This window comes from Caldimonas caldifontis (genome assembly GCF_002930615.1).
Classification (GTDB): Bacteria; Pseudomonadota; Gammaproteobacteria; order Burkholderiales; family Burkholderiaceae_C; genus Caldimonas; species Caldimonas caldifontis.
Genome location: NZ_PSNX01000003.1, coordinates 343,950 through 358,233, shown reverse-complemented (window position 1 = coordinate 358,233; position 14,284 = coordinate 343,950). Strand labels below are relative to the sequence as shown.

15 protein-coding genes are annotated in these 14,284 nt (G+C 70.1%); 8 read left to right on the top strand and 7 right to left on the bottom strand.

Annotated elements, in window-relative coordinates:
- Positions 1–191 precede the first annotated feature (191 nt).
- Positions 192–806 (top strand): TetR/AcrR family transcriptional regulator, encoded by a 615-nt coding sequence (locus C1704_RS05035; RefSeq protein ID WP_104301698.1) that lies wholly within the window; start codon positions 192–194, stop codon positions 804–806.
- A 30-nt stretch (positions 807–836) separates the two neighbouring features.
- On the opposite strand, the gene C1704_RS05030 is transcribed toward C1704_RS05035, so the two are convergent.
- Together C1704_RS05030 and C1704_RS05025 are read right to left on the bottom strand one after the other, a co-directional pair.
- Positions 837–1,259, bottom strand: a complete 423-nt coding sequence (locus tag C1704_RS05030) for a universal stress protein (protein WP_104301581.1) — start codon at positions 1,257–1,259, stop codon at positions 837–839.
- A 337-nt stretch (positions 1,260–1,596) separates the two neighbouring features.
- Entirely contained in the window at positions 1,597–2,523 is a 927-nt protein-coding gene (locus tag C1704_RS05025; protein ID WP_104301579.1) for a LysR family transcriptional regulator, read from the bottom strand.
- Between the two features lie 123 nt (positions 2,524–2,646).
- On the opposite strand from C1704_RS05025, the gene C1704_RS05020 reads away from it, so the two are divergent.
- Positions 2,647–4,164 (top strand): CoA-acylating methylmalonate-semialdehyde dehydrogenase, encoded by a 1,518-nt coding sequence (locus tag C1704_RS05020; RefSeq protein WP_104301577.1) that lies wholly within the window; start codon positions 2,647–2,649, stop codon positions 4,162–4,164.
- A 90-nt stretch (positions 4,165–4,254) separates the two neighbouring features.
- Complete coding sequence (locus C1704_RS05015) at positions 4,255–4,509, top strand: hypothetical protein (RefSeq protein WP_104301575.1); 255 nt, start codon at positions 4,255–4,257, stop codon at positions 4,507–4,509.
- A 6-nt stretch (positions 4,510–4,515) separates the two neighbouring features.
- Here the strand turns inward: C1704_RS05015 and C1704_RS05010 are convergent, their stop codons facing one another.
- Both C1704_RS05010 and C1704_RS05005 read right to left on the bottom strand, forming a co-directional pair.
- A complete protein-coding gene (locus C1704_RS05010) occupies positions 4,516–7,386 on the bottom strand; it encodes an AAA family ATPase (protein ID WP_170064627.1) in 2,871 nt (956 codons plus the stop codon).
- A gap of 309 nt (positions 7,387–7,695) precedes the next feature.
- Positions 7,696–8,598 carry a LysR family transcriptional regulator gene (locus C1704_RS05005; protein ID WP_104301571.1) on the bottom strand — a complete coding sequence of 301 codons (903 nt, stop codon included), beginning with the start codon at positions 8,596–8,598 and terminating at the stop codon, positions 7,696–7,698.
- A gap of 73 nt (positions 8,599–8,671) precedes the next feature.
- Here C1704_RS05005 and C1704_RS05000 point away from each other — a divergent pair, with 73 nt between their 5' ends.
- The 4 genes from C1704_RS05000 to C1704_RS17555 are packed head-to-tail and all read left to right on the top strand — an operon-like array spanning position 8,672 to position 11,337.
- The gene (locus tag C1704_RS05000) at positions 8,672–9,841 is read left to right on the top strand and encodes a muconate/chloromuconate family cycloisomerase (RefSeq protein WP_104301569.1); all 1,170 of its coding nucleotides are present in this window, start codon (positions 8,672–8,674) and stop codon (positions 9,839–9,841) included.
- A gap of 3 nt (positions 9,842–9,844) precedes the next feature.
- Positions 9,845–10,135 carry a muconolactone Delta-isomerase gene (gene catC / locus C1704_RS04995; protein ID WP_104301567.1) on the top strand — a complete coding sequence of 97 codons (291 nt, stop codon included), beginning with the start codon at positions 9,845–9,847 and terminating at the stop codon, positions 10,133–10,135.
- A gap of 39 nt (positions 10,136–10,174) precedes the next feature.
- Positions 10,175–11,152: a tripartite tricarboxylate transporter substrate binding protein gene (locus tag C1704_RS04990; protein ID WP_104301565.1), complete on the top strand. Its 978-nt coding sequence runs from the start codon at positions 10,175–10,177 to the stop codon at positions 11,150–11,152.
- A gap of 44 nt (positions 11,153–11,196) precedes the next feature.
- Positions 11,197–11,337 carry a hypothetical protein gene (locus C1704_RS17555; protein ID WP_170064626.1) on the top strand — a complete coding sequence of 47 codons (141 nt, stop codon included), beginning with the start codon at positions 11,197–11,199 and terminating at the stop codon, positions 11,335–11,337.
- Between the two features lie 9 nt (positions 11,338–11,346).
- Here C1704_RS17555 and C1704_RS17415 read toward each other — a convergent pair whose 3' ends face one another.
- The 3 genes from C1704_RS17415 to C1704_RS04980 form a co-directional block, all read right to left on the bottom strand.
- On the bottom strand, positions 11,347–11,487 hold the full coding sequence (locus tag C1704_RS17415) for a hypothetical protein (protein WP_245876378.1): 141 nt from the start codon (positions 11,485–11,487) through the stop codon (positions 11,347–11,349).
- 96 nt (positions 11,488–11,583) lie between these two features.
- Complete coding sequence (locus tag C1704_RS04985; protein ID WP_104301563.1) at positions 11,584–12,033, bottom strand: VOC family protein; 450 nt, start codon at positions 12,031–12,033, stop codon at positions 11,584–11,586.
- A gap of 87 nt (positions 12,034–12,120) precedes the next feature.
- Positions 12,121–12,996 (bottom strand): helix-turn-helix domain-containing protein, encoded by an 876-nt coding sequence (locus C1704_RS04980; RefSeq protein ID WP_170064625.1) that lies wholly within the window; start codon positions 12,994–12,996, stop codon positions 12,121–12,123.
- Positions 12,997–13,075: 79 nt separating this feature from the next.
- On the opposite strand from C1704_RS04980, the gene C1704_RS04975 reads away from it, so the two are divergent.
- Positions 13,076–14,281, top strand: coding sequence for a serine hydrolase domain-containing protein (locus C1704_RS04975; protein WP_104301559.1), 1,206 nt, complete (start codon positions 13,076–13,078; stop codon positions 14,279–14,281).
- Positions 14,282–14,284 lie beyond the last annotated feature (3 nt).

Here is a 14,284-nt window from a genome sequence, read left to right as displayed (position 1 = left end):
TCTCCTGAAACGAATCCGGATGCCCCTCCCGTCCGGGTCCGAAGTCATGACCTGCATTGCTTCGGTGACCGGATGGGCAGAAATATAACTGCTCAGTTTATTTTTTCAACTGTTTCGTATTTCATTAGACGAAACAGTTTGTTTTTGACCCCTCCGTCAGGTTTGTGCCAGCCGGGTTTACAATGGGCGCCATGGCCCGGATCTCATTCAAGGAACAAGTCCTGCGCGCCCGCGAGGACGCCATCGTCACCTCGGTCAATCGGCTGCTCGCCGAGAAGGGCTTCGACGTGATGACGGTCGATGAGGTCGCCGCCGATGTGGGCATCGCCAAGGCGAGCCTCTACAAGCACTTCACGTCGAAGGAAGAACTGGCGGCGGCGGCGATGATCCGGGTGCTTCAGCGGGCCCTCGATTTCACGGCACCGCTGGCGGCGGATGCAACGCGGTCACCGGTGGACAAACTGCGCGCTGTGGCCCGCTGGACGATGGAGGTGCAACTGGCCGGCGAGATGCCGTCGCTGCCCTCCCAGAATTCCACGCTGCGCCAGGCCTTGATCGGCAATCGCGAGTACATGGACCGCCTGATCACGCTCAGCGACCGGCTGGGCGAGTGGATCGTGGCAGCCCAGAGCGCCGGCGACCTCAACCCCGGGCTCCCGCCCGAGGTGGTGCTCTACACCCTGTTTGCCCGGGCCTGTGACCCGGTGCTGGGCTTCCTCAAAGCCGGTGGGCAGCACACCGACGAGCAGATCATCCAGTACCTGCTGTCCACCTGCTTCGACGGCCTGCGTGGGCCGGCCCACTGAGGACACGATGTCCCCGGGGCCGGGGGCGCCTCAGCGCACCAGCAGGACGGGCGTCTTGCAGTGGGCGATGACGTAGGTCGCCACCGACCCCATCACCAGGTTGCCCAGGGTGCCGTGGCCGTGCGAGCCCATCACCACCAGATCAAACTTGCCGGCACTGGCCGCCTTGGCGATCACTTCACCGGGGTGCCCCACCTTGTGCTGGGTCTTGGCCTTCAGTCCCTGCTTCTCGAAGAAGGTGCGCACCGGCTTGAGCACCTTCTCACCCTCGTCGGCGTAGTACTCGGCCAGGGTGGCCTTGTCGATGACGGCCGCAGCGCGCGGGGGCACCGCCGGCACGGCCGTCAGCACGGTGTAGTCATGGGCACCGCCAAACAATTCATCGTGGGCGGCGAGATAGCCCAGCATGCGTTTGGTGTAGGTACTGCCGTCCGCGGCAACGAGAATCTTCATGGCGGGGTCTCCAGGGAAAGGGGCTTCAGCATGTCACCAAGCCGCCATCGCAGGCTTGATCGCGGTCAAGATGATAGCCACCACGCCCCGCGATGACCGTTGAGCCGCTGACAGCCTCCGTTTGGCCGTCATCCCCCGTCAGAGGGATAGGGGCGGCGCCTGCACCGCAGTACAGTGAGTTTCGAGCTGTCACACGGGGTTTGACACCAACATGAGATCCGCCGCAGTCCACAGCGCGCCCTGAAGGTGCCCACGCGGCAGATCGAGCATCACAGTCTCCCAACGACGTCCTTCATTGGACTTCATCGCCCACCCTTTGCGGTGGGCGTTTTTTTGTTCAAGGCGCAAAGCCGCGCGCCAGCGCCTCGCGCAAATAGGCCACCAGGGCCTGCACCGCGCGCGGCACCACGGGGCTGTAGGGACGGATGGCGTAGAGGTGGTCGCCAAAGGCGCCCACCGGCCGCCACGCGGGCAGCACCTCCACCAGCCGACCGGTGCGCAGCGCCGTCTGGGCGCTGAAGTCGGGCAGCACGGCCAGGCCCAGGCCGGCCAGGGCGGCCTCGCGCAGCACCTCGCTGTTGTTGGCTGCCAGCGGCCCGTGCAGGGGCACGGTCACCCGTTCGCCACCCGGGCCTTCGAAGGACCAGCTCGGCGTGTCGCCCGCGCGCGGGTAGCTCAGGGCGTCGTGGCCGGCCAGTTCCTGGGGATGCTTGGGTGTGCCGCGCCGGCGCAGGTAGGCGCGGCTGGCCACCAGGTAAGAGCGCGTGGGGCACAGCGTCCAGGCCACATGGGTTTCGGGCGGGGCCGCGGTGTGGCGGATGGCCAGGTCGAAGCCCTCCTGGGCCAGCGGCACCAGGCGGTCGGCCAGGTCGAGTTCGAGCCGCACCTTGGGATGGCGGCGCAGGAAGTCCGGCAGGTGGGGCACGATCTGCTGGCGTCCCAGGGCCACCGGCACCGTCACCCGCAGGCGCCCGCGCGGCTCGCCCGCCAGATCGCGCACGTCGGCAAAGCTGCGCTCGATCTCGGCATAGGCCTCGCGCGTGCGCTCCACCAGTTGCTGGCCGGCTTCGGTGAGGCGCACCGAGCGGGTGGTGCGCTGCACCAGCGGCACGCCGGCGGCCCGCTCGAGCTCGGCAATGCGCTGGCTCATCGCGGCCTTCGAGATGCCCAGGCGCTGGGCGGCGGCGGTGTAGCGGCCCTGCCGGGCCAGTTCCCCCAGAGCATGGACATGGCCCCACAGGGCCTCGATGCGGTCGGCTTGCATGACGGTCTCCGGATTCGGCCTGCCCATTGTTCACCATGGCGAACAATGTAGTCACGCGTTGGCGCTTGGATCGGCCGGCCGGGCGTCCTAGACTGGGTGCATTCCCTTCACCAGGAGACCGCCATGGGCGCCCCCGACCTGAACCTGTCCGCCACCGTGGCCCATTGGATCGGCGGCCGTGCCACACCCGGCACGAGCACGCGCGCCCAGCCGGTGTACCAGCCGGCCACGGGGGCAGTGGCCCGCGAGGTGGTGCTGGCCAGCGCCGAGGACGTGAACGCCGCCGTGACGGCTGCGAAGGCCGCCTTCCCGGCCTGGGCCGACACCCCGCCCATCCGCCGCGCGCGCGTGCTGTTCAAGTTCCTCGACCTGCTCAACCAGCACCGCGACACCCTGGCCGCGATGATCACGGCCGAGCACGGCAAGGTCTTCACCGACGCACAGGGCGAGGTCACGCGCGGCATCGAGATCGTGGAGTTCGCCTGCGGCATCCCGCAGCTGCTCAAGGGCGACTACACCGAGCAGGTGTCCACCGGCATCGACAACTGGACGATGCGCCAGCCGCTGGGCGTTGTGGCGGGCATCACGCCCTTCAACTTCCCCTGCATGGTGCCGTGCTGGATGTTCCCGGTGGCGATCGCCTGCGGCAACAGCTTCGTGCTCAAGCCCAGCGAACGCGACCCCTCGCCCTCGCTCTTCATGGCCGAGCTGCTCCAGCAGGCGGGGCTGCCCGATGGCGTGTTCAACGTGGTGCAGGGCGACAAGCTGGCCGTGGACACCCTGCTCACCCACCCGGACGTGAAGGCCTTGAGCTTCGTGGGCTCCACGCCGATCGCGCAATACATCTACGAGACCGGTGCCCACCACGGCAAGCGCGTGCAGGCGCTGGGCGGCGCGAAGAATCACATGGTGGTGATGCCCGACGCCGACCTCGACCAGGCCGTGGACGCGCTGGTCGGCGCCGCCTACGGCTCGGCCGGCGAGCGCTGCATGGCCATCAGTGTGGCGGTGCTGGTGGGCGATGTGGCCGACAAGATCGTGCCCAAGCTGGCCGAACGCGCGAAGCAGCTCAAGATCAAGAATGGCATGGAGCTCGATGCCGAGATGGGCCCCATCGTCACGAAGCAGGCGCTGGAGCGCATCGAGGGCTACATCGCCCACGGTGTGAGCGAAGGGGCGAAGCTCGTCGTGGACGGCCGCGGCTTCAAGGTGCCGGGCCACGAGAACGGCTACTGGCTGGGTGGCACGCTCTTCGACCACGTGACGCCACAGATGAAGATCTACCAGGAAGAGATCTTCGGCCCGGTGCTGGGCTGCGTGCGCGTGAAGGACTTCGCCGAGGCGGTGGACCTGGTCAACGCCCACGAATATGGCAACGGCGTGGCCTGCTACACCCGCGACGGCAACGTCGCGCGCGAGTTCGCGCGGCGCATCCAGGTGGGCATGGTGGGCATCAACGTGCCCATCCCCGTGCCCATGGCCTGGCACGGCTTCGGGGGCTGGAAGCGCTCGCTCTTCGGCGACACCCACGCCTACGGCGAGGAAGGCGTGCGCTTCTACACCAAGCAGAAGTCGGTGATGCAGCGCTGGCCCGAGAGCACGGCCAAGGGCGCCGAGTTCGTGATGCCCACGGCGAAGTGAGGCGGCCTGACCGAAACCGGACCGGGCCCTGACGACAGCGGCGGCCCTGGCGCGAGAGACTGGTGGCCAGACTCGCTGCCAGGATCGTCCATGAACACCGCCGCCGCCCCCCGCCCGTCCGATTGCGTCTACGTGATCAAGCTCCATCTGCCCGACCCGCGCTCGCCTGGCGGCCTGAGCGGGCGGCTGGAGCATGTGAGCAGCGGACGCCGGCACGACTTCGACAATGGTCCGGCCCTGCTGGCCTGCCTGGTGCACGAACAGGCCCAGGTGCTGGTGGAGGCCGCCACCGAGGAGCCGCCGCCGGCCTGGCGTTCCCCCGAGGGCCTGAGCGGCGTGGTCTGAGCCGGATCAGGCGCCGGCCAGCCAGGCGCGCAGGTCCCTGAGCACCGGGGCGTCATCCGCCGGTTCGGCGCGCGCCATCAGCCGTGTCACGCTTTCGCGGGCCGCCTCGCGGCGCCCGCGCCCGGCCATCAGGGGAGCCAGCCTCACCCACACCCCCGCTTCGATCAGCACCGCTGCCTGACGGCTGGCCAGGGCCGCCGCTTCCTGCAGCACGGCTTCGGCGTGGTCATCGTCCGGGTCGGCGTCCAGCGCCAGGTCGGCCGCCAGCCGCATCAGGGTCGACCGGGCATAGGCGTCGCCCAGCTCGGCGGCCGCGGCCTCGCCGTCGCGCACACAGGCAAGTGCGGCCTCTCGATCACCCGCCAGGCGCAGGGCCTCGCCCACCATCGCGCACAGGCCCACCAGCCCCTGGCGGCTGCCCTGGGCGCGGTAGCGGGCCAGGGCGTCGGCGGCCAGGGCCGCCCCCTCGGCGGCTTCCCCGAGCTGGGCGCGCGCCCAGCCCAGGGCCATGCGGTGCGGCTGCAGGGCGGGCGAAGCGCCGCGCGCTTCCAGCAAGGCCACGATGTGTTCGCTGACGGGCTTGAGCGCCGCCGCGTCGCGACGGTAGACGTGCGCATAGACCTGGAACCAGCGGCCCAGGCCCTCGCTGATGAGGTCGGTGCCGGCGGCGATGAAGGCGTCCAGCGCCGCGCTGCGCTCGCGCGCACGTGCAAAGCGCCCGGCCACGGTTTCGGTGAGGCACAGATAGGACAGGGCCTCGATGCGCGGGTCGCGCAGCAGGATGGGCGCGGCCGGTGGTGGTGAGCCCTCGGCCAGGGCCAGCGAGGCTTCGAACTGCGCAATGCTGTCGGTGAGGTGGCCTTCGTGCAGCCGGTTCGCGCCCACCATGTTGTGGGCCGCCGCGCGGCACTGCGCATCGCCGCCGGCCTGGGCGCGCTCGAAGAAGCGCTGCGCCAGGTCCCCCGTGCCCGGCAGGCGGCCGGTCACGTGCACCAGCAGGGCCACGTGCCACAGCGCAGCGGTGTCGGGTGTGACGGGCAGGTCCTGCACCAGGGCCAGCGCCTGGGCCACCAGCGGGCGGGCCGCAGGCGACGACAGGCCTTCGGTGAGCATGGTGGCGGTCAGGCGCAGCGCCAGCAGGGGCAGTTCGGCCTCGCGGCGCGCGGCGGCGTCCAGCGGCTCGATCAGGTCGAGGCCCCGCCGCGCCATGGCCAGCGCTTCCCGCGCGGCGCGGCGCTGCAGGGCGTTGCGTGCCGCCAGGGCGCAGTAGCGCGCGGCGCGCAGGGGCTCATGGCCCTGCTCGGCGTGCATCGCCAACTCGGTGGCGATCTCCCCCACCCGCGCGCCCCAGGCCGCTTCCAGCGCATCGGCCAGGCGGCGGTGGCGCTCCACCCGCAGCGACGGGCCCACACGGCGCGCCAGGGTGTGGCGGATCAGCGCATGCTCGAAGGTGCAGCCCAGCGCCCAGCGGCCGTCGGGCAGTTCTTTTGCTCCGGCAGCGCGCAGCCAGATCTGCCGGCGCAGCAGGCCCTCCAGCCGCTCGCGCACGGTGTCCGCCGGCAGGCCCATGGCCTCGGCAAGCTGCAGGTGCTGGAACTCGGGTGCCGCCAGCGCGGCGGTTTCCAGCAGGGCGCGCACCTCGGGCGGCAGGCGCATGAACTGCTTCTCGATCACACCGGCCAGGCTGGCCGGCACCGGCAGGGGCGCGGTCGGGTCGCCCGCCAGACGCCAGCCGCCTTCCTCGCGCGGCACCAGCGCGCTGTCGGCCACCAGTTCGTCGAGCACCCCCAGCACAAACAGCGGCAGGCCTTCGGTGTGCTGGTGCAGGGCCTGCACGAAGGTCGGGGGCAGCGCGGGCGGGCCGAAGCGCTGATCCAGCAGCGCGGCCAGGCGGGGCGGATCCAGGCCTTCGAGCACCACCTCGTCCACCAGGCGGTGCAGGCGCAGCTCGCGCCGCAGGTCGCCGAAGGGGTGGTCGGCAATGGCCACGTCGGCTGGCCGGAAGCTGCAGACGATCATCAGCCGGGCCGGGGCGCGGCGGCGCGCCAGCACGTCGAGCAATCGCACCGTGGCCGGGTCGGCCCAGTGCAGGTCTTCCAGCACCAGCAGCAGGGGCTGGTCCTGGCCCAGGTGGTCGAGCAGGGCGCCGGCCTCGCGCAGCATGCGGTCCTGCGTGGCGCCGGTCACCTCGCGCTGCAGCGTGGCGCGGTCGGCCTCGGTGAGGTGCCAGGGCAGTTGCACGAGCCAGGTGGGTGCAAAGCGGCGCAAGGTGGGCACGAGGTCCGGCTCGGCGGCACACATCTGGCCCAGGGCTTCCAGCACCGGCAGGTAAGGCTCATCACTGCCATAGGCCTCCACACACTGGCCCGACACCACACGACCCTGCTCGATGCCGGCCACGAAGGCCGCCAGCAGGGCGCTCTTGCCCACGCCCGGCTCGCCCGCCACCAACATGAAGCGGCGCTGGCCCGTCTGCGCTGCCTTCCAGGCCGAATGCAGCGCGCTCAGTTCCGCCTCCCGGCCGATCAGGCCCGCTGGTGCACCGGTGGGTGCCTGCGCCACCCCGGCGGCCGCGCCACCGACGAAACGGTAGCCGCGTCGGGCCACGGTCTCGATCCACCGGGGCTGGCGCGGGTCGTCGTCCAGGGCGGCGCGCAACTCGCTCACCACCGTCTTGATGACCCCCTCGCTGACGAAGCGACGGCCCCAGACGGCATCGAGCAGCTCGTCCTTGCTGACGAGCTGGCCGGGGCGGGCGGCCAGGCAGGCCAGCAGGGCAAAGGCCTTGGGCGGCAGGCTGACCGGCTGGCCGTCCCGCACCAGGCGGACGTTGGCGATGTCGAGTTCGAAGGGGCCGAAGCGCAGCGGGGCGTCCATGGGTGCAGATGGTACGCATGCCTGTGTCATACGGGGCGTCCACACTCGCCTGACCGAAACCGGACCGCGTCCTGACGACAGCCCGTCCCGGACGCCGGACACTGCCGTCACCGCCAACCAACGCTGCCGAATCAAGGAGTTGTCATGCAATCACCCCCGCTGTGGCAGGAACTGTCCCGCATCGCCGGCTGGCCCCTGCGGGCCCCGGGACGCCACCGGCCGGCGGGGGCCCTGGCCCGCCTGGACTCCTGCGCGTGGTCCGACACCGTGCCGGAGGCGCGCTTCCTCGACGAGGCGCCTGAAGGTGCGCTAGGAGCGCCGGCGCTCCTGGGCCCGCGCCTGTGTACGCAGCTGCGCGCGCAGCCGCGCCAGCAAGGGCGAGCGATCGTCGGCCCGGCAGTTCATGATCACCGGTGAGCTCACGCCCGCATCACTGAGCGGCCGGTAGCTCACGTCGTCGCGGTGCAGGCGCTGCACCGACTCGGGCACCAGGGCCACGCCGGCACCGGCCGCCACCAGGCCGATGGCCGTCTGCATCTCGTTGGCCTCGAAGGCCACCTTGGGTGACAGCGAGCGGGTGCGGAAGATCTCGAGCACGTGGTCGGCATAGCTGGGCCGTGGCCTCGCCGGGTAGAGCACCAGCGGCTCGTCGGCCAGGCGCGCCAGGCTCACGCGGGCCTGCCCCAGCAGCTTGTGGCGCGAGGGCAGGGCCGCCACCAGGGCCTCCTGCAGCACCACCTCGCCGTGCAGGGCCGGGTCGTCCAGCACCAGCCGGCCGAAGCCCACGTCGATGCGCCCGGCCTTGAGGGCCTCGGCCTGCTGCAGCGTGGTCAGCTCCGACAGCCCCACCTCCACCCCCTGCAATCCGCTGCGAAAGCGCCGGATCAGGTCGGGCAGGAAACCATACAGCGTGGAGGGCACGAAGCCGATGCCGAACCAGGTCCGTTCGCCCTCGGCGATGCGGCGCGTGGCCTCGGCCGCTTCCTTCACGCGCCCGAGCAGCTGTACCACCTGCTCGTAGAAAAAGCGCCCGGCCGGTGTGAGCTGCAGAGGGCGCGCCTGGCGGTCGATCAGTTGCGCGCCCAGCTCGTCTTCGAGCTGACGGATCTGGCGGCTCAAGGGCGGCTGCGCGATGTGCAGCCGCTCAGCCGCACGGCTGAAGCTCATCTCGCGGGCCACGGCCTCGAAATAGCGCAGGTGTCGCAGTTCCATCCATACCTCCTGGGTATCGCGCAGGACACAAACGATATTGGACGCGAGGCGCCGTGGCAACCAAGATGAATGCATGAAGCCCGCGATCACCGTCACCGCCGTCGAAACCCTTCTGGTCGACCTGCCCACCATCCGCGCCCACAAGCTGGCGATGACGGTGATGCACCGGCAGACCCTGGTGATCGTGCGCCTGCGCTGCAGCGACGGGCACGAAGGCGTGGGGGAAGCCACCAGCATCGGCGGCCTGGCCTATGGCGATCAAAGCCCCGAAGGCGTCAAGCTCGCGATCGACACCTACCTCGCCCCGCTGCTGATCGGCCTGGACGCCACCAACGTGAATGCCGCGATGGCCTGGCTCGTGCGTTCGGTCCAGGGCCAGTCGTTGGCGAAGTCGGCGATCGAGACGGCCCTGCTCGACGCCGAGGGCCGGCGCCGCGGCCTGCCCGTGCATGCGCTGCTCGGCGGCGCCGTGCGAGCGACGCTGCCGGTGCTGTGGACCCTGGCCAGCGGCGACAGCACACGCGACATCGACGAGGCCCTGGCGCTCATCGAGCAGCGCCGCCACAAGGTCTTCAAGCTCAAGGTGGGCCGCCGAGACGTAGCCGCTGACGTGGCCCACGTGGCCGCCATCAAGCGGGCGCTCGGCGACGAGGTGCTGATCACCGTGGACGCCAACCAGGCCTGGGACGAGGCCGAAGCCACCCGCGCCATCGCCGCCCTCGAAGCCGCGGGCGTGGGCCTCATCGAACAGCCCGTCTCGCGCCGTCACCGCGGCGCCCTGGCGCGACTGAGCGCCCGCTTCGACGTGCCGATCATGGCGGACGAAGGTTTCAACGACGCGATCGATGCCTTCGAGCTGGCCCGCAACGCCGCCGCCGATGTGTTTGCGCTGAAGCTGTCCAAGGCCGGCGGCCCCGGCGAAACCCTGCGTGCCGCGGCCGTGGCCGACGCCGCGGGCATCGGACTGTACGGTGGCACCCTGCTCGAAGGCAGCCTCGGCAGCGTGGCCGCCGCCCACACCTTTGCCACCTGCCCGCAGCTGGCCTGGGGCACCGAGCTCTTCGGCCCCCTGCTGCTGAAGGACGACATCGTCGTCGAACGCCCTGTCTTCCGCGACTTCGAACTGCACCTGCCCACCGGCCCCGGCCTGGGCCTGCAGATCGACGAAGACAAGCTCGCCCACTACCGGCGCGACCGCACGCACACCTCCATCCGCGTGACCGCGCCTTCCACCAAGGTCTGAACCATGCTGTATCACGTCCAGATGACTGTGCGCCTGCCGGCCGACCTGCCCACCGAAGTGGCGGCCGACCTCAAGGCCCGCGAGAAGGCCCTCGCCCAGCAGCTCCAGCGCGAGGGTGTGTGGCGCCACCTGTGGCGCATCGCCGGCCAGTACGCCAACGTCAGCATCTTCGACGTGCCCGACCACGCCACGCTGCACGACACCCTCATGCGCCTGCCGCTCTTTCCCTACATGGACATCACGGTGTTGCCGCTCTGTCGTCACCCTTCGTCCCTCCACGACGACGAGCGTTGAACCGATCGCCCCTACACAGACTCTAGACGGAGACAAACCATGAACGTCCGCTCCCTCACACGCACCGCCCTCGCCGCCCTGCTGGCCCTCGGCACGGCCACCGCGGCCCTGGCCCAGGCCTACCCGTCCAAGCCCGTGCGCTGGGTCGTGCCCTTCCCGCCCGGTGGCGCGATGGACGTGATCGCGCGCACCCTGGGCGAGCAGATGGGCCGCGATCTCGGCCAGACCTTCGTGATCGAGAACAAGGCCGGCGCCGGTGGCAACATCGGTGCCACCGACGTGGCGCGTGCCCCGGCCGACGGCCACACGATGATCATCGTGGCCAACGGCATGGCGGTGAACAAGTTCCTCTACGGCAAGCTGGCCTACGACCCGGTGAAGGACTTTGCGCCCGTCTCGCTGCTGGCCGTGGTGCCCAATGTGCTGGTCACCAACACCGCCCAGAACAAGGCCGCCACCGTGGCCGAGGTGATCGCCCAGGCGAAAGCCGCGCCCGGCAAGATCACCTATGCCTCGGCCGGCAACGGCACCTCCATCCACCTGGCGGGCGAGCTCTTCCTGTCGATGACCGGGCTGAACATGCTGCACGTGCCCTACCGCGGCAGCGCCCCGGCCGTGACCGACCTGCTGGGCGGCCAGGTCGACTACATGTTCGACAGCATCACCTCGGCACGCCCGCACATCGAGTCGGGCAAGCTGCGCGCCATCGCGGTCACCACCGCCACGCGTTCGTCCACCCTGCCCAACGTGCCCACCGTGGCCGAGGCCGGCGTGAAGGGCTACGAGCTGTCGCCCTGGTTTGCCGTGTTCATGCCCGCCGGCACGCCCGCCGCGCAGGTGAACACCATGCACGCCGCACTCACCAAGGCCCTGCAGCTGCCCGAGGTCAAGGCCCGCTTTGCCGCCATCGGCGCCGAACCCATCGGCAGCACCCCGGCCGAACTGGCCAGCCACCTGAAGGCCGAGATGGACAAGTGGGGCCGCGTGATCGCCGAACGCGGCATCCGGGCCGACTGAAACCCGCCCCGGGCCACCCTTCGCGGTGGCCCTAACATCGCGGCATGAAGCTCACCTACGTCCTTGCCGCCATCCTCGTGTGCAACCTCATCGCCGCTTTTGCCGGCGGGCGCACCGCCCGGACCGCCCTCAGCCTGGTATCGGCCGCGCTGGCCGGCTATGGATTGTTCCGGCTGATCGGATGAACCAGGCCCTCAAGGCCCGGGCTTCTGCAACATCGCCGCCATGCGCTCGTGGATGAGGTGGATGGCCTTCAGGGGGCGCAGCATCACCTTGAACTCGGTGATCTGGCCGGCCTCGTTCCAGCGGATGATGTCAACGCCGTTGACCAGCACCCCGTCGATCTTCGAGCGCGCCGAGGGTGGTGACGGTAAGGTGGAAGTGCATACGCTGTGTGAAGTGTCGGGCCGTCGCGGACGTATGGGCGGGCGTCACTCGAACATCGCCGTGTACCGCCGCTGCATCTCCTGCGGCGTCACCTTCTCGATTTCGTGCCCCAGCAGCCAGGTATGGCCGAAGGGGTCGCGCAGGGTGGCGGAGCGTTCACCGTAGAACTGATCGGTGGGTGGGCGCACGAGGGTGGCACCCGCGGCCACGGCGGCGGTCACCACGGCGTCCACGTTGTCGAGGTGCAGGTGCACCGACACACCCTGCACACCTTCGGGCGGTGGCGCGTGGATGTCGAACTCGGGGAACTCCTCGCACAGCATCAGCGTGGCCGGGCCGAGCTGCATTTCCAGGTGGCCGACACGGCCGCTGGGTTCGGTCAGGCGGAAGCGCTCGCTCGCACCGAAGACGCGCGTGTAGAAGTCCACGGCGGCCTGGGCCTGGCGCACGCGCAAATAGGGGAAGACTTCGCGAATGACGGGGGGCTGGGTCATGGATTCCTCGCAATCGTTCGTTGGAACCCTCCAAGCCTAGGGCGACCCACGGGGCCCGGTCTTGAAGAAATGTCCACCCGACGACCTTTACCGCCGTTCACCTTCGGCCAGATTCGGGCTGTGGGGGTAGCGCAGCGCCGCCAGCAATGCACCGGGCGTGGTGCCCGCCATCTCGTCGAACTCCGCCGTCATGTGCGACTGGTCGGCATAGCCGCAGGCGCCTGCCACGTCGGCCAGCACGGCCTCAGGGCGCTGCAGCTGCTCCAGCGCATGCCGAAAGCGCTGCAACCGCGCATAGCGCTTAGGTGACAGACCCACCTGCGCCTGGAACACGGCCGCCATGCGGCTGCGCGACCAGCCGGTGCGTTCACGCAGGCCTTCGATCGAGACCGCTCCGCGGCGCGCCGCAATGGCCTGAGCCATCCACACCACCGCCGCATCGGCCGGGCGGCCCTGGCGCAGGCGCTGCGCCACCCAGGTCGCGGCACGGCGCAGGCAGGTGCGCGCGTCGGGGGCGTCGTTGCAGGCCTCACCCAGCTCGCGTGCGGCGGCGCCCAGCACATCAGCCAGGTCCACGGTGCGGTCCTGTGCCTCGCCGGCCGCACCGCCCAGCACCGTCCAGGCAGCGGTGGGCCTCAGCCGCAGGCCCAGCACGGTGCAGGCCGCCTGGGGAGCCTCGACCACCAGCGGCTGCAGGCGCAGGCCGCTCAGGCACAGCGCCGGGTAGTGCTGCAGTCCGTCGCGCTCGTGGCCGTGGTAGCGCTCGCCCAGATGCACGATGATCTCGACCGCCCCGTGCGGAAACACCCGCTCGCGCGCATGCGCCACCCGCCCACGAAAATGCCACAACCCGTCCACGACACCGGCCAGCGCGGGCGGAGCGTGCATCGTGGCCGTCCAGCGGCCGAAGTTGTCATCGACCTCGAGGGTGGACCACACCGGCGGGTGGGGCGTGAACGGCATGCGTGAGCTTTTTCGGACGGGCAAGCCGGATGCCATCTTCGCACGCTAGCATCACGAATGGCACCCCAGGGGAGGCACGATGAGACGGTTCCACTTCACATCGCCCGGCCCGCTGGCCGCCCTGCTCCTGCTGACCGCCGCACTGTCAGGATGCGCCGGGTATCCGCCGGAATACCTCTGGCGCGTGCTGACCTGGGGTGATGCCGACATGGGCGATGTCGACCGCTTCCCGGCCCGCACCCTGCAGGCGTCGCCGCGGCCGCAGCACCTGCCTCAGGCGCTGGACGACGACGCCGTGCAACGCGCCTTCGAGGCCTGGCGGCCGGGGCAGCGGCTCGATGCATTGCTCAATGACACCGGCACCCAGGCCTTCCTGGTGTTGCACCGCGGGCAGGTGGTGTACGAACGCTACTTCCACGGCGCCTCGCGCGACACGGTGGTCACCTCGTTCTCGGTGGCCAAGTCCTTCCTGGCCGTGCTGGTGGGCCTGGCCATCGAAGACCGTCGCATCGGCAGCCTCCACGACCCGATCACGCAATACCTCCCCGAACTGGCCGGGCGCGATGCGCGCTTCGAGCGCATCACGGTGCACCACCTGTTGCGCATGGCCTCGGGCATCCGCTACCACGAGGTGTCGTTCTTCCATGGCGACAACGCCCGCACCTACTACCACCCCGACCTGCGCGCCCTGGCCCTGCAGCACACCCGCATCGACGGCGAGCCCGGCCGGCACTTCCTCTACAACAACTACCACCCGCTGCTGCTGGGCCTGATCCTGGAGCGCGCCACCGGCGAGCGCATCACCGACTACCTCCAGCGCCGGCTGTGGACGCCGATGGGCATGGCGTACGGTGGTTCCTGGAGCCTGGACAGCAAAGCCTCGGGCTTCGAGAAGCTGGAAAGTGGCATCAACGCCCGCGCCATCGACTTCGCCAAGCTCGGCCTGCTGGTGCTCAACGATGGCCGGCGCGACGGCGAGGTGGTGGTGCCCTCGGTCTGGATGCAGGCCATGCTGGAGCCCACCGCCAACGCACCGGACGACTACAACGCCGGGATGCCCTGGATGTCCCACCACCCCGACGTCTACTATGCCGACCTCTGGTGGGGCCTGCGGCGCAACGACGGCCTGCACGAAGTGGCCGCGCGCGGCAACCATGGCCAACTGGTCTATGTGTCGCGCCGGCACCAGGTGGTGGTGGTGCGCAACGGGCTGCGCTATGGCATCGGGTCGATGGAGTGGATGCGCTTGGCCGAGGCGGTGGCGGCGGGGTTGGGCGGCCGCTGAAGG

Coding starts and splice junctions, on each gene's coding strand:
- C1704_RS05010 (WP_170064627.1), bottom strand. CDS start 7,386: ATGGACGCCCCGCTGCGCTTCGGCCCCTTCGAACTCGACATCGCCAAC.
- C1704_RS05030 (WP_104301581.1), bottom strand. CDS start 1,259: ATGAAGATTCTCGTTGCCGCGGACGGCAGTACCTACACCAAACGCATG.
- C1704_RS05015 (WP_104301575.1), top strand. CDS start 4,255: ATGAACACCGCCGCCGCCCCCCGCCCGTCCGATTGCGTCTACGTGATC.
- C1704_RS04975 (WP_104301559.1), top strand. CDS start 13,076: ATGAGACGGTTCCACTTCACATCGCCCGGCCCGCTGGCCGCCCTGCTC.
- C1704_RS05020 (WP_104301577.1), top strand. CDS start 2,647: ATGGGCGCCCCCGACCTGAACCTGTCCGCCACCGTGGCCCATTGGATC.
- C1704_RS05025 (WP_104301579.1), bottom strand. CDS start 2,523: ATGCAAGCCGACCGCATCGAGGCCCTGTGGGGCCATGTCCATGCTCTG.
- C1704_RS04985 (WP_104301563.1), bottom strand. CDS start 12,033: ATGACCCAGCCCCCCGTCATTCGCGAAGTCTTCCCCTATTTGCGCGTG.
- C1704_RS05000 (WP_104301569.1), top strand. CDS start 8,672: ATGAAGCCCGCGATCACCGTCACCGCCGTCGAAACCCTTCTGGTCGAC.
- C1704_RS04980 (WP_170064625.1), bottom strand. CDS start 12,996: ATGCCGTTCACGCCCCACCCGCCGGTGTGGTCCACCCTCGAGGTCGAT.
- C1704_RS05005 (WP_104301571.1), bottom strand. CDS start 8,598: ATGGAACTGCGACACCTGCGCTATTTCGAGGCCGTGGCCCGCGAGATG.
- catC (WP_104301567.1), top strand. CDS start 9,845: ATGCTGTATCACGTCCAGATGACTGTGCGCCTGCCGGCCGACCTGCCC.
- C1704_RS17555 (WP_170064626.1), top strand. CDS start 11,197: ATGAAGCTCACCTACGTCCTTGCCGCCATCCTCGTGTGCAACCTCATC.
- C1704_RS04990 (WP_104301565.1), top strand. CDS start 10,175: ATGAACGTCCGCTCCCTCACACGCACCGCCCTCGCCGCCCTGCTGGCC.
- C1704_RS05035 (WP_104301698.1), top strand. CDS start 192: ATGGCCCGGATCTCATTCAAGGAACAAGTCCTGCGCGCCCGCGAGGAC.